The sequence below is a fragment of the Streptomyces sp. NBC_01214 genome, assembly GCF_026340975.1.
Classification (GTDB): Bacteria; Actinomycetota; Actinomycetes; order Streptomycetales; family Streptomycetaceae; genus Streptomyces.
This window is the reverse complement of sequence record NZ_JAPEOS010000002.1, coordinates 1,204,567-1,217,115: the sequence shown is the minus strand read 5'-3', so window position 1 is coordinate 1,217,115 and position 12,549 is coordinate 1,204,567. Positions and strand designations below refer to the sequence as shown.

11 protein-coding genes are annotated in these 12,549 nt (G+C 70.1%); 1 reads left to right on the top strand and 10 read right to left on the bottom strand.

The window, feature by feature from the left end; all coding sequences use genetic code 11:
• Nucleotides 1-46: 46 nt before the first annotated feature.
• The 3 genes from OG594_RS30525 to mnmA all read right to left on the bottom strand — a co-directional run bounded on the left by OG594_RS30525 (nt 47) and on the right by mnmA (nt 3,512).
• Nucleotides 47-817, bottom strand: a complete 771-nt coding sequence (locus OG594_RS30525) for an RloB family protein (protein WP_266605189.1) — start codon at nt 815-817, stop codon at nt 47-49.
• 65 nt (nt 818-882) lie between these two features.
• On the bottom strand, nt 883-2,088 hold the full coding sequence (locus tag OG594_RS30520) for an ATP/GTP-binding protein (protein WP_266605187.1): 1,206 nt from the start codon (nt 2,086-2,088) through the stop codon (nt 883-885).
• A gap of 290 nt (nt 2,089-2,378) precedes the next feature.
• Complete coding sequence (gene mnmA / locus OG594_RS30515) at nt 2,379-3,512, bottom strand: tRNA 2-thiouridine(34) synthase MnmA (RefSeq protein ID WP_266605185.1); 1,134 nt, start codon at nt 3,510-3,512, stop codon at nt 2,379-2,381.
• Between the two features lie 61 nt (nt 3,513-3,573).
• Between mnmA and OG594_RS30510 the strand changes: the two genes are divergently transcribed.
• A complete protein-coding gene (locus OG594_RS30510; RefSeq protein ID WP_266605183.1) occupies nt 3,574-4,254 on the top strand; it encodes an N-acetylmuramoyl-L-alanine amidase in 681 nt (226 codons plus the stop codon).
• Here OG594_RS30510 and OG594_RS30505 read toward each other — a convergent pair.
• The 7 genes from OG594_RS30505 to OG594_RS30475 form a co-directional block, all read right to left on the bottom strand.
• A complete protein-coding gene (locus OG594_RS30505) occupies nt 4,247-5,410 on the bottom strand; it encodes a cysteine desulfurase family protein (protein WP_266605181.1) in 1,164 nt (387 codons plus the stop codon). The two genes, OG594_RS30510 and OG594_RS30505, sit on opposite strands and share 8 nt — an antisense overlap.
• A gap of 163 nt (nt 5,411-5,573) precedes the next feature.
• Nucleotides 5,574-6,431 (bottom strand): thioesterase family protein, encoded by an 858-nt coding sequence (locus OG594_RS30500; RefSeq protein ID WP_189742916.1) that lies wholly within the window; start codon nt 6,429-6,431, stop codon nt 5,574-5,576.
• A gap of 47 nt (nt 6,432-6,478) precedes the next feature.
• A complete protein-coding gene (locus OG594_RS30495) occupies nt 6,479-7,135 on the bottom strand; it encodes a trimeric intracellular cation channel family protein (RefSeq protein WP_266605178.1) in 657 nt (218 codons plus the stop codon).
• Nucleotides 7,136-7,371: 236 nt separating this feature from the next.
• Nucleotides 7,372-8,442, bottom strand: a complete 1,071-nt coding sequence (locus tag OG594_RS30490; RefSeq protein WP_266606640.1) for an ABC transporter ATP-binding protein — start codon at nt 8,440-8,442, stop codon at nt 7,372-7,374.
• A 38-nt stretch (nt 8,443-8,480) separates the two neighbouring features.
• Nucleotides 8,481-9,629 carry an ABC transporter ATP-binding protein gene (locus OG594_RS30485; RefSeq protein ID WP_266605176.1) on the bottom strand — a complete coding sequence of 383 codons (1,149 nt, stop codon included), beginning with the start codon at nt 9,627-9,629 and terminating at the stop codon, nt 8,481-8,483.
• Entirely contained in the window at nt 9,626-10,633 is a 1,008-nt protein-coding gene (locus tag OG594_RS30480) for an ABC transporter permease (RefSeq protein ID WP_266605174.1), read from the bottom strand. The genes OG594_RS30485 and OG594_RS30480 overlap by 4 nt, the downstream gene beginning before the upstream one ends.
• Nucleotides 10,634-10,785: 152 nt before the next feature.
• Nucleotides 10,786-12,534, bottom strand: coding sequence for an ABC transporter substrate-binding protein (locus OG594_RS30475; protein ID WP_266605172.1), 1,749 nt, complete (start codon nt 12,532-12,534; stop codon nt 10,786-10,788).
• Between the last annotated feature and the right edge of the window lie 15 nt (nt 12,535-12,549).

The window sequence follows — 12,549 nt, the reverse complement described above, 5'->3', positions numbered from 1 at the left end:
CTCCGGCAGCGTAGTCGGGCTGGGGTGCCTGACGGAAACCGTCCGCTCAATGTCGGCGGATGTTCGGCCCGGGCTTCTGCGTCCCGATGCCCAGCGAGGCGAGCAGACGCCACAGGTCGGTGGACGGGTCGCGCTTGAGCGGGTCGCAGCCGTCGGCGTGGCCCGAGCGGCGGTTCCACTGCTCGTACGTCTCAGTACCCGGACCGGGGATCTTGTCGAGGTTGAGGTTCTTCGCGGAGCAGCTGCCGTGCGGGCACATGTCGACAAGCTTGCGCGCGTTGTCGACCGCCGTCTTTTCTTTTCCGATGAGGGACTGTCCGCGCTGGCCCGCCAGTCCCTTGCCCCGGCCGCCCGACTTCGTGTCGTACTCGGCGAAGCCCTCGGCCTTCGGATGCTTGCGCAGCCGGTCCTTGATCACACCGCTGCGGCCCTCCTCCTGGCTGGTGAACTGCTGGAAGTGCAGCAGCAGCCACAGCTCGATGGACGGGTGCGACAGCGCTACCTGCACGCCCTTCTGAGCGGCATCGCGCATGGCGTCACGGATGGCGTCGTCGCGGTTGTCCTCGGTGTCCCGGTCGAAGAGTGCCCACTTCTCGTCCTGCGGGCTCGATGCCTGAGAGATCACGTGGTCGACGACCTGGTCCGGGCGCAGCCCCTTCCTGACGGGGGAGAAGCGCAGGAAGAACTTCTCCCCGGGACCGTCGCGGTAGGTGTCGTTGAGGAGCTTGATGTAGTCGTCCTCGGTCCGCTCCCCCTCGGCCGCGACATAGACGATCCGGGATGACTCATCCGAATAGGAGCCAAGGTCGCGCCGCATCGGCCGAGGCGCATCGTGCCGATTCTTCCGCCGGTTGACGCGCCGGCTCTCCGCGGGTGGTCTGCTCACGCTGTCGTCGTCGCCTTCGACTCCGGTTCCGATTCCGTCTGCTGCGCCAGGCGCCTTTCCAGCACGGAGAGCTGGCGAGCGACCTCACCCGTGGCCAGGCGCGGCACCCCGCCGTAGTGGCCGTGCAGGTACCGGCGCTCCAGGTTCTCGTCGTTGCGTGCCTTGCGGGCGGCGAGGAGCGGGTAGAGGGAGGACTCTCCACTTCCCTCCTTGACCGCGATCCAGACCTGATCCCGGTCGAGGGGGCGCTCCACGACGGACGGGCCGAGCAGGGTGGCGTCATGCGTGGTGAAGACCAGCTGCGCGAGCCCCGGGTTGGCGTCCTCGTCCTGGAAGAGACGGACGACCTCCGCCGCGAGCAGCGGGTGCAGGCTGGAGTCCAGCTCGTCGGCGAGCAGCACGCCACCGCCCTTCCTGGTCAGCATGGTCAGCAGGGGCCCGAGGAAGGCGAACCACGCGTGTGTGCCCAGAGACTCCTGCTTCCAGAAGTCCAGCGGCCGTACGGAGCCGGCCGCGCCACGGTGCAGCAACTGTACGTCCCCGGTTTCGGGGTCGACCTCGACTCCCGTGACACCGAGGTCAGCCGATGTGAGCATCGTGACGAGGCGGTCGCGCATCTCCGCCGCGTGACTGCCGGTCAGCCGCTCACGGGTCCATGCCGTGCGCTCCACCACGTCCTTGCCGGTGGTCACCAGCCAGAGGTTGTCGCGGAACCAGCGGTGGACGGCGGAGAGCTGGGGGTGGTTCAGGGCCGCACCGACGGTCAGGAAGAGGGCGTTCGACCGCGTGGTGGCGACGAGGAGGTCCTTGAGATCCTTGCGGCCGGTCAGTCCGGTGCCCGGGAACCGGAACTCGCCCCCGTCCGCCTCCGGCCTGTCGGCTTCGCGGTCGAACCACACCTGGCGGCGGCCAGCCGGGTACGCGTGGAGCCACTCGCTCTCGACCCGGTCGTCCGAGAGCTCGAAGCCGTAGGTGTACCGGATCTTCTCGTCGCGGCCAAGCAGAAGCTCGACTTCGAAGAGGCTGGTGTCCTCGGATGCTTCGTCGGCGAGTTCGAAGGGCTCCCGCGGGACTCCTGGGCCCCGGTCCCAGTCAGCCAGCGATTCAAGGATCGCGGACCGCATGAAGCGCATGGCACTGAGGATGTTGGACTTGCCCGACGCGTTGGCCCCGAAGATTCCGACCGCGGGAAGCACCGACACGGGCTTGCCGTCCGAGCGGGTGCCCGTTCCCCGACCGGTTCTCTCGTTGAATTCCGTCGCGACGAGCGAGAGCTCTTGCTCGTCTCGGATGGACCGGTGATTAGCCACCCGGAAGCTGAGCAACATGACCGACCTCCCAGTGCGGCGGGCTAGCGATTCGCCGCCTTAGGCGCTTTCGTACGGGTAATCCGTACTGGGCAGCCTAAGACCTACCGCAGCAATGCGCCAGCGTGCCGTCAGGCCACCTTGACGGGGGTCGTGAGGGCGGAGGGGCAAAGCAGGCGGCCCACTCAGACGGTGGCGGCGGCCCGCGTCGTGGTCGCGATGGTGGCCGAGCCGACCACGCGGGTGCCGTCGTAGAGCACGATCGCCTGGCCGGGGGCCACGCCGCGGACCGGCTCGGTGAAGGAGACGCGCAGCTCGCCGTCCACGACCTCGGCGAAGACCTCGGTCTCGCCGCCGTGGGCGCGCAGCTGGGCGGTGTAGGTGCCCGGGGCGGCGGCCACGGCTCCGCACCAGCGGGGGCGGATCGCGGTGAGCGCGGTGACGTCGAGGGCCTCGACGGGGCCGACGGTGACGGTGTTGTTCACCGGGGAGATGTCGAGGACGTAGCGCGGCTTGCCGTCGGGGGCGGGGTGGCCGATGCGCAGGCCCTTGCGCTGGCCGATGGTGAAGCCGAAGGCGCCGTCGTGGGTGCCGACCTTCTCGCCGGTCGCCCCGTCGACGATGTCGCCCTCGGCCTTGCCGAGGCGGTTCGCGAGGAAGCCCTGGGTGTCGCCGTCGGCGATGAAGCAGATGTCGTGGCTGTCGGGCTTCTTCGCGACGGCCAGCCCCCGCTCCTCGGCCTCGGCGCGGATCTCTTCCTTGGTGGTGAGGGTGTCACCGAGCGGGAAGAGGGCGTGGGCGAGCTGCTTCTCGTCGAGGACCCCGAGGACGTACGACTGGTCCTTGGCCATGTCGGAGGCGCGGTGCAGCTCGCGGGAGCCGTCCTCGGTGAGCACGACGGTCGCGTAGTGACCGGTGCAGACGGCGTCGAAGCCGAGCGCGAGGGCCTTGTCGAGCAGCGCCGCGAACTTGATCTTCTCGTTGCAGCGCAGGCACGGGTTCGGGGTGCGCCCGGCCTCGTACTCGGAGATGAAGTCCTCGACGACGTCCTCGCGGAAGCGCTCGGCGAGGTCCCAGACGTAGAACGGGATGCCGATGACGTCGGCGGCCCGGCGGGCGTCGCGGGAGTCCTCGATGGTGCAGCAGCCGCGGGCGCCGGTCCGGAAGGACTGCGGGTTCGCGGAGAGCGCGAGGTGGACGCCGGTCACGTCGTGCCCGGCTTCGACGGCGCGGGCGGCGGCAACGGCGGAGTCCACGCCCCCGGACATGGCGGCCAGGACGCGAAGGGGACGGTCGGTGCGCGGCAGGTTCTCAGTCATAGCACCGTCCAGGGTACGGGGGAACCGAGCGGGGTCACAGCGCGTTGTCGGGGTACGGGGGGTGGATCACATCGTCGAGCAGGGGAACAAGGGCAAGAAGTCGCCGGGGCGGACCCGCAGGGCCGTGCTCTTCGGCGGGCTCGGGGTCTTCGCGGTGGCGGCGGTGGCCGGCCGGGAGGAGATCGGCCGTGCCTGGTGGCTGATACCGGGTGTGGACAAGCCGCGCAAGGAGGGCGAGCTCGACCACGCGGGCGCGAGCTGGACGTCGGCCTCGCCGGCGAACTGGCGCAAGGCGGACCGCCCGGCCGACTACCGGGTGGACCGGATCGTCGTGCACGTCACACAGGGCGGCTTCGAGTCCTCGGTGGACGCCTTCAAGAACCCGTGGCACAAGGCGTCGGCGCACTACATAGTGCGCGGGGACGGGCACGTGGAGCAGATGGTGCGCGAGCTGGACGTGGCCTTCCACGCGGGGAACCGCTCGATGAACGAGCGCAGTGTCGGCATCGAGCACGTGGGCTTCGTGGACCGCCCGCAGGACTTCACGGACGCCATGTACGCGGCTTCGGCCCGGCTCGCGGCCGACGTCTGCCGCCGGTACGACATACCGGCGGACCGCACGCACATAGTCGGCCACTCCGAGGTCCCGGGCGCCGACCACACCGATCCCGGCCGCCACTGGGACTGGAACCGCTACATCGGCCTGGTCCGGGCGGCCCTTGAGGCTCCGGCTCCTAGCTGAGGCCCGCCGTGCGGGCGCGCTCGACCGCCGGGCCGATGGCCGCGGCCAGGGCCGCGACGTCCTCCTTGGTGGAGGTGTGGCCGAGGGAGAAGCGCAGGGTGCCGCGGGCCAGCTGCGGATCGGTCCCGGCGGCCAGCAGGACGTGACTGGGCTGGGCCACGCCGGCGGTGCAGGCGGAGCCGGTGGAGCACTCGATGCCCTGGGCGTCGAGCAGGAGCAGCAGGGAGTCGCCCTCGCAGCCGGGGAAGCTGAAGTGGGCATTGGCGGGAAGGCGCTCGTCGGGGTCTCCCCCGAGGACGGCGTCGGGCACGGCCGCGCGGACGGCGGCGACCAGCTCGTCGCGCAGGGCGCCGATCTCGGTGGCGAACCGCTCGCGCCGTTCGACGGCGAGGACGGCGGCCACGGCGAAGGCGGCGACGGCCGGGACGTCGAGGGTGCCGGAGCGGACGTGCCGCTCCTGGCCGCCGCCGTGCAGGACGGGTACGGGGCTCTGGTCGCGGCCGAGCAGCAGTGCGCCGATGCCGTAGGGGCCGCCGATCTTGTGGCCGCTGACGGTCATGGCTGCGAGGCCGCTGTCGGCGAAGTGGACGTCGAGCTGACCGAGGGCCTGGACGGCGTCGGAGTGCAGCGGGATCCCGGACTCGCGGGCGATGGCGGCCAGTTCGCGGACCGGCATGACGGTCCCGATCTCGTTGTTGGCCCACATGACGGTGGCCAGGGCCACGTCGTCGGGGTTGCGCTCCACGGCCTCGCGGAAGGCGTCGGCGTGGACGCGCCCGTAGCGGTCCACGGGCAGGTACTCGACCTGCGCGCCCTCGTGCTCGGCGAGCCAGTGGACGGCGTCGAGCACGGCGTGGTGCTCGACGGGGCTGGCGATGACCCGGTTCCGGGCGGGGTCGGCGTCGCGGCGGGCCCAGTAGAGGCCCTTGACGGCGAGGTTGTCGGCCTCCGTGCCGCCGGCGGTGAAGACCACCTCGCTGGGGCGGGCGCCGACCGCCTCGGCGAAGGCCTCGCGGGCCTCCTCCACGGTACGGCGGGCCCGGCGGCCGGCGGCGTGCAGGGAGGAGGCGTTCCCCGTGGCGGCGAACTGCGCGGTCATCGCCGCGGCGGCCTCCGGCAGCATCGGGGTGGTGGCGGCGTGGTCGAGGTAGGCCATGATCCCCCGATTCTACGAGTGCGCCGGTGGCCGCTTGCGCCGCGGGACCCCGTGGTGGCCGGCGGGGCACCCCCGGCGCTGCCGGATCCCCCGGCCGGACCCGGGCCGAGGTCAGGTCGGGGCCAAGCCGGAGAGTCCTGGGCCAGCCGGGGTCAGGCCGGTGTCAGGCCGGGCGCAGGGCGCGGGCCAGTTGGCGGGACTGCGCGACGAGGTGGTCCGACGAGTCCCAGACCTCGGCGTCTTCCTCCAGGAAGCCGCCGGCCAGGTTGCGGGTGGTGATGGAGACCCGGAGCGGGCCGGGCGCCGGGCGGCGGCGGACGTGCGTGGTGAGTTCCACGGTCGGGGTCCAGGCCACCAGGCCCATGTCGAAGGCGGTCGGCGGGAGCGCGTCGACGGCCAGGAGCATGGAGAGCGGGTCGGCGTCGCGGCCGTCGGCCAGCTCGAACCAGGCCCGCATCTCGCCCTTGCCGGAGGGCGCGCCGACGGCCCATCCGGCGGTCGCCGGGTCCAGCCGGAGCCGGAGCCGGTCCACGATGGCGGAGCTGCCGGGGATCGGGGCCGGGCCGGCCTCGGGGCCGATGCAGTCCTCGTAGGCGGGGATGGCGGGCGGCACGGCGACGGTGCGCACGTCGTCCGGCAGGGCCGCGAGGTCGCCGTAGGAGGCGAGGACGCGGATGCGTTCGATCTCGGCGCCGCTCTCGTCGTACTGGAACAGCGAGGCCTGGCCGGTGGACAGGGTGCGGCCGACGCGGACGACCTGGGTGCGGATCACGGCGGGGCCGGGCACGGAGGAGGTCAGGTAGTGCGCGGAGACGGTGAACGGGTCCGGGTGCGGGAGGGCCGCCGACAGGGCCCGGCCGACCAGGGCCAGCAGGTATCCGCCGTTCACGGCGGCGATGATCGTCCAGCCGGCGGAGAGTTCCGCGTCGTACACCCCGGGCTCGCCCGCGCGTGCGGTGATGGCGGTGTCGCGGTCGAACTCACTGTCGCCGATGGAGGCCTTGGCAGCTGCGTGTGACATGTAAACGACGGTACACGGGCTTGCTACTAAGCGGTAGCTTTCTTTTGTTACGGCTCTTCGGCCACCGACGAGCGCCTGTTCCAGGCCAGTGGAGCCCGCCAGTGGTAGCGCATGGCGAGGAGGCGCAGGACGAAGGTGGTGACGATCGCGAGGCCGGTGGTGATGCCGTTGAGGGCGTGCATGCTGATGAAGACGGCGACCATCGAGGCGCCGACCAGCGCGGGGACGGCGTACATCTCGCGGTCGCGCAGCAGCGAGGGCACCTCGTTGACCAGCACGTCGCGCAGGACGCCGCCGCCGACGGCCGTGGTCACGCCGAGCGCCGCGGAGGCGGTGAGGCCGAGGCCGTACTCGTAGGCCTTGGTCGTGCCCGTCACGCAGAACAGCCCGAGGCCGGCCGCGTCGAAGACGTTGATGGCGCGGTTGATCCGCTGGACCTCGGGGTGGAGGAAGTAGACGATCGCGGCGGCGACCAGCGGGGTCACGAAGAAGCTGAGCTCGCCGAAGGCGGCGGGGGGCACGGCGCCGATGACGATGTCCCGAAAGAGACCGCCGCCCAGGGCCGTGACGAGCGCGAGGACGGCAATGCCGAAGACGTCGAAGTTCTTGCGGACGGCGAGCAGGGCGCCTGCGGTGGCGAAGACGAAGATGCCGGCGAGGTCCAGGGCATGCTGGATCCCGGGCGGGAAGAGATCGTGGAGCACCGGGCCATTGTCACCTGCGGCGAGCTCGGCGGAATCCGTGGCTCCGCCGACGCCGGGTGTGCCCGGCGTGCCAGGTGTGCCGTGCGGCGCCGTTGCGGTGGCGCTGCCCCCGAACCCCCGCGCCTCACACTCCCCCCACTACCGCGGGGAGGGGCCCCGGGCGGGGCTGCGATGGGGCCGGAGTCGTCCGGTGGGGCCGGAACCGCATCGAAGGCGGTTTCGGCCCCACCGGGTGGTCACTCCGCGGCCTTGGCCACCGCGTCCGCCGCGCCCGGCAGGGGCTGGTCGCCCGGTGCCTGGTCGGGGGCGTTCTCCGGGTGGTGGCAGGCCACCTGGTGGCCCGGCTTCAGCGCCAGCAGCGGCGGCTCCTGCGTCGCGCAGATCTGCGTGGCCTTCCAGCACCGGGTGTGGAAGCGGCAGCCGCTCGGCGGCGAGATCGGCGACGGGACGTCGCCCTTGAGCAGGATGCGGCCGCTCTTGGCACCGCGCCGCCTCGGGTCGGGCACCGGCACGGCCGACATCAGGGCCGTGGTGTACGGGTGCATGGGCGCCCCGTACAGCCCCTTGTTGTCCGCCAGCTCGACGATCTTGCCGAGGTACATCACGGCGATGCGGTCCGAGACGTGCCGGATGACCGACAGGTCGTGCGCGATGATCACGTAGGTGAGGCCGAGCTCGTCCTGGAGGTCGTCCAGCAGGTTCACCACCTGCGCCTGGATCGACACGTCCAGCGCCGAGACGGGCTCGTCCGCGACCACCAGCTTCGGCTTCAGCGCCAGGGCCCGCGCGATGCCGATGCGCTGGCGCTGGCCGCCGGAGAACTCGTGCGGGTAGCGGTTGTAGTGCTCGGGGTTGAGGCCCACGAGCGAGAGCAGTCGCTGGACCTCCGCCTTGAGCCCACCCTCCGGGGTGACCTTCTGGAGCTTGAACGGCGCGCTGACGATGGTGCCCACCGTGTGGCGGGGGTTCAGCGAGCCGTACGGGTCCTGGAAGATCATCTGCACGTCACGGCGCAGCGGGCGCATGCCCGACACCCCGAGGTGCGTGATGTCCTGGCCCTCGAACTCGATGGAGCCGCCGGTCGGCTCCAGCAGCCGCGTGATCAGCCGGCCCATGGTCGACTTCCCGCAGCCGGACTCGCCGACGATGCCGAGGGTCTCCCCGCGCCGGACGTCGAAGTCGAGGCCGTCGACGGCCTTGACCGCGCCCACCTGGCGCCGGATCAGCCCCTTGGTGATCGGGAAGTGCTTCGCCAGGCCGGTGACCTTGAGCAGGACCTCGGGAGAGTCCGTGGCCTGCGCGGGAATGACCGCCGTTTCCGGCTTCTTCGTCTCAGGCGTTTCGGTCACAGCTTCGGCGCAATCTCTTCGGTCCAGATCCGGGTCCGCTCTTCCTGCGACATGTGGCAGGCGGACCAGTGACGGCTGTCGTCCTGGGTGAGCTCGGGCCGGACCGTACGCGTCACGTTGCCCTTGGGCACGTCGGCGTACGGGCAGCGCGGGTTGAAGGCGCAGCCGTCGGGGATGTTGATGAGGCTGGGCGGGGAGCCCTTGACCGGGATGAGGCGTTCGCTCTGCTCCCGGTCGATGCGCGGCATCGAGCCCAGCAGGCCCCAGGTGTAGGGGTGGCGGGGCTCGTAGAACACCTTCTCGGCGGTGCCCCGCTCGACGCACCGGCCGCCGTACATCACGAGGATCTCGTCGGCCATCTCCGCGACCACGCCGAGGTCGTGCGTGATCATGATGACGGCGGAGCCGAACTCCTTCTGCAGATCCCGGATCAGGTCCAGGATCTGCGCCTGCACGGTGACGTCCAGCGCCGTGGTCGGCTCGTCCGCGATCAGCAGGTCGGGGTTGTTGACCAGCGACATCGCGATCATCGCGCGCTGGCGCATGCCGCCGGAGAACTGGTGCGGGTAGTCGTTGACGCGCTTGCCCGGCTCGGGGATGCCCACCCGGTCGAGCATCTCGACGGCCCGCTTGCGCGCCGTCTTCTTGTCCACGTCGTTGTGGACGCGGTACGCCTCCACGATCTGGGAGCCGATCGTGTAGTACGGGTGCAGCGCGCTGAGCGGGTCCTGGAAGATCATCGCCATGTCGCGGCCCCGCAGCCGGCGCACTTCCTCGGGGTCGGCGGAGAGCAGTTCCTTGCCCCCGAGCCAGATCTCGCCGGACATCTCGACCTTGGAGCGGTCGGCGTTGCCCGCCCGGTGCAGGCCCATGACGGCCAGCGAGGTGACCGACTTGCCGGAGCCGGACTCGCCCACGATGCCGAGGGTCCGACCCTTCTCCAGCTGGAAGGAGAGCCCGTCGACGGACTTCACGAGGCCGTCGTCGGTGGGGAAGTGGACCTTGAGGTCGCGTACGTCGAGGAAGGCCTCGGAGGGAGGGCCGTCGCCCGGTCCCGCCGCGAGCGCCGTGGCGGTGGCGGTGTGCGCGGCGCGGTCGGCGGCGGCCTCGCCGGCCTCGTTCCCCTTCGGAGTCGGATCGGTCACGACAGCCTCACCCTCGGGTCGATGATGGCGTAGACGAGGTCCACCACCAGGTTGCACAGCACGATGAAGGCTCCGGCGAAGAGGGTCACCCCGAGGATCTTCGGCAGGTCGTTCACCGCGATGGCGTGGTACGCGTACTCACCGATGCCGTGGTACGAGAAGACCGTCTCGGTGACGATGGCGCCGCCGAGGAGCAGCCCGAAGTCCATGCCGAAGATGGTCACGATCGGGGTCAGCGCGGAGCGCAGCCCGTGGCGGGTGATGACCACCCGTTCGCGCAGGCCCTTGGCGCGCGCGGTGCGGATGTAGTCCTCGCTCATGGTCTCCAGCATTCCGGCCCGGGTGAGCCGGGCGTAGAGCGCGGAGTAGAGGAAGGCCAGTGTGCTCCAGGGCAGGACCAGCCCCTGGAACCAGGCGGCGGGATCCTCGGAGAAGTCCACGTACACGTTGGTGAACACGGGCCAGTTGAAGACGAAGACGGCCAGCGAGAGCGTGCCGGTGAAGAACATCGGCAGCGAGACGCCGGCGAGGGCCACGCCCATCGCGAGCCGGTCGAAGAGCGAGCCCGGGCGCAGGGCCGAAATCACGCCCGTGGTCACACCGGTGATCAGCCAGATGACGGCTGCTCCCAGGGTGAGGGAGGCGGTGATGGGGAGCCGGTTGACGATGTCGGGCCAGACCTCGACGTGGTCCTTGAAGGAGTAGCCGAGGCAGGGGGCGTTGCACTGCGAGGGGTCGGGGCCGTAGTTGAACTCGCGGCCCGCGAAGATGCCCTGCAGGAAGTCCCAGTACTGCGCGTACAGGGGCTGGTCGAAACCGAGGTTCTTCTTGACCGCGGCGATGGACTCGGGCGAGGGGTTCTTGCCCACGTACTGGGTGGCCAGCGAGTCGGCCGTGCCGCCGGCCAGCCGGGGCAGCAGGAAGAAGATCGCGAAGGTGATCGCGCTGACAACGAGCAGCAGGAACACCGCGGCGAACAGCCGCCGGACGATGTACACAAACACGGGGGTCGGCTTCGGCGTCCGCCGGTCCGCCCCGCACCCCGGTCGGGGGCGCGGGACGGACCGGCGCGCGCACTGCTGCCTTCACCTGCCTTCCACGGTTCTGGCAGATCTGGCTGAGAGGGTCGAACTGCCTGAGGACTTGACGTCCGGGGTTACTTCAGGCCGATGTTGAGGTAGTCGTACTGACCGCTCCACGCCGGGTTGGAGACCACGTTGGAGATCTTGGGCGAGCGGTAGTGCAGGACCTTGAAGTAGGTCAGGGGCACGATGACCGCCTGGTCCATGACCTTCTTGTCGATCTCGCCGTAGACCTTCTCGCGGGCGGCGGAGTCGGTGTTGGCGATGTTGTCGTTCAGCATCTTGTTGATCTCGGGGTCGTTCAGCTGCGACAGGTTGGTGTTGCCCGTCTTGCTGATCGCGTCACCGTGGACGACCTGCTGGAGGAAGCCGAAGCCGCTCGGCCAGTCGGCGCCCCACTGCATCATCATGAGGCCGATCTTGTTGTCCTCGGTGAACTTCGGGACGCCCGCGTAGTCGCTGAAGTACTTGCCGGCCGGGAACTGCTCGATCTTGACCGTGATCCCGATCTTCTTCAGGGACGCCTGGATGGCCGTGGCCATGTCGACCTCGCCGGCGCGGTCGTTGCGCGCGGTGATGGTGGTCTCGAAGCCGTTCGGCTGGCCGCAGGCGGTCAGCGCGGCCTTGGCCTTCGCCTCGTCGCCCTTGTCGTCCGGGGTCTTGTAGGTGTTGAAGTCCACGTGACCCGGGATGTCGGTCGGCAGGACGGTGCTGGCGATCGCGCCGCGGATGGGGCCGCCGAAGGCGGTCTGCACCGAGACCTTGTCGATCGCGTACTGGACCGCCTTGCGGCACTCCACGTTGTCGAAGGGGGCCACCTTGGTGTTCATCGCCATGTAGACCAGGCGACCACCCTCGGCGTTGTCGGTGTTGGGGTCCTTCGAGGTCAGCAGCTCGGTCTGGGTCTGCTGGGCCACACCGTTGCCGACGATGTCGATGTGGGTGTTGCCGGCCTTCAGGTTGGAGTCGATCGTCTCCTGGTTGACCTTCAGCTTGACGACGATCTTCTCCGGGAGCTGCTTGCGCAGCGGGTCCGTGGAAGCGTCCCAGTTCGGGTTGCGGACCAGGACGGCCTGCTTGTCGTGCTCGTAGCTCTCGAACATGTACGAGCCCGAGGAGACGATGTTCTTCACGTAGTCCGCGCCGTTGTCCTTCGCCTTCGGCACGGGGGCCGACTGCGGGTTGGCCAGCAGGTAGTCGAACTCGGCGAAGGGCTGCTTCAGCTTGAAGACGATCGTCTGGTCGTCGGGGGTCTCGATGGACTGCAGTCCCGTGTCGGACTTGTCCTTGTACGGGCCCTCGTACGGGGTCTCGTTGTTCTTGAGGTACTGCGCGAGGTAGTTCGGGCCGTTGGAGTGCACGTCACGCGCGAAGTTGCTGCGCTCGACCGCGTACTTGACGTCCTTGGAGGTGACCGTCGAGCCGTCGCTGTACTTGACGCCCTTGCGCAGCTTGTACGTCCAGGTGGCGCCGCCGTCGGTCGGCACGCCGAGGCTCTCGGCGAGGTCCGGGACCACCTTGTTGCCCTCGGCGCCCGGGGCGGGCGCGAAGGTGGTCAGCGGACGGGCGTACAGGCGGCTGAAGTTGAAGACGAAGCCGTAGTACGTGTTGCCGGGGTCGAAGGAGTCGGGGGTGTCGGACGCCTCGTAGACGACCGTCCCGCCCTTCTTGTCCGAGGCGTTGACCACGGCCTTGACGGCGGCGTTGGCGCCGGCCGACTTGTCGTCACCGCCGGTCTTGTCACCACCATTGCAGGCGGAGGCGGTGAGGGCGACGGTGATGGCGGCGGCAAGCACCGCGGCTGTTCTCGACCTGCTTCTCATGGCGGAGTGATGCCC

Coding starts and splice junctions, on each gene's coding strand:
- OG594_RS30500 (WP_189742916.1), bottom strand. CDS start 6,431: ATGTCACACGCAGCTGCCAAGGCCTCCATCGGCGACAGTGAGTTCGAC.
- OG594_RS30505 (WP_266605181.1), bottom strand. CDS start 5,410: ATGGCCTACCTCGACCACGCCGCCACCACCCCGATGCTGCCGGAGGCC.
- OG594_RS30475 (WP_266605172.1), bottom strand. CDS start 12,534: ATGAGAAGCAGGTCGAGAACAGCCGCGGTGCTTGCCGCCGCCATCACC.
- OG594_RS30525 (WP_266605189.1), bottom strand. CDS start 817: ATGCGGCGCGACCTTGGCTCCTATTCGGATGAGTCATCCCGGATCGTC.
- mnmA (WP_266605185.1), bottom strand. CDS start 3,512: ATGACTGAGAACCTGCCGCGCACCGACCGTCCCCTTCGCGTCCTGGCC.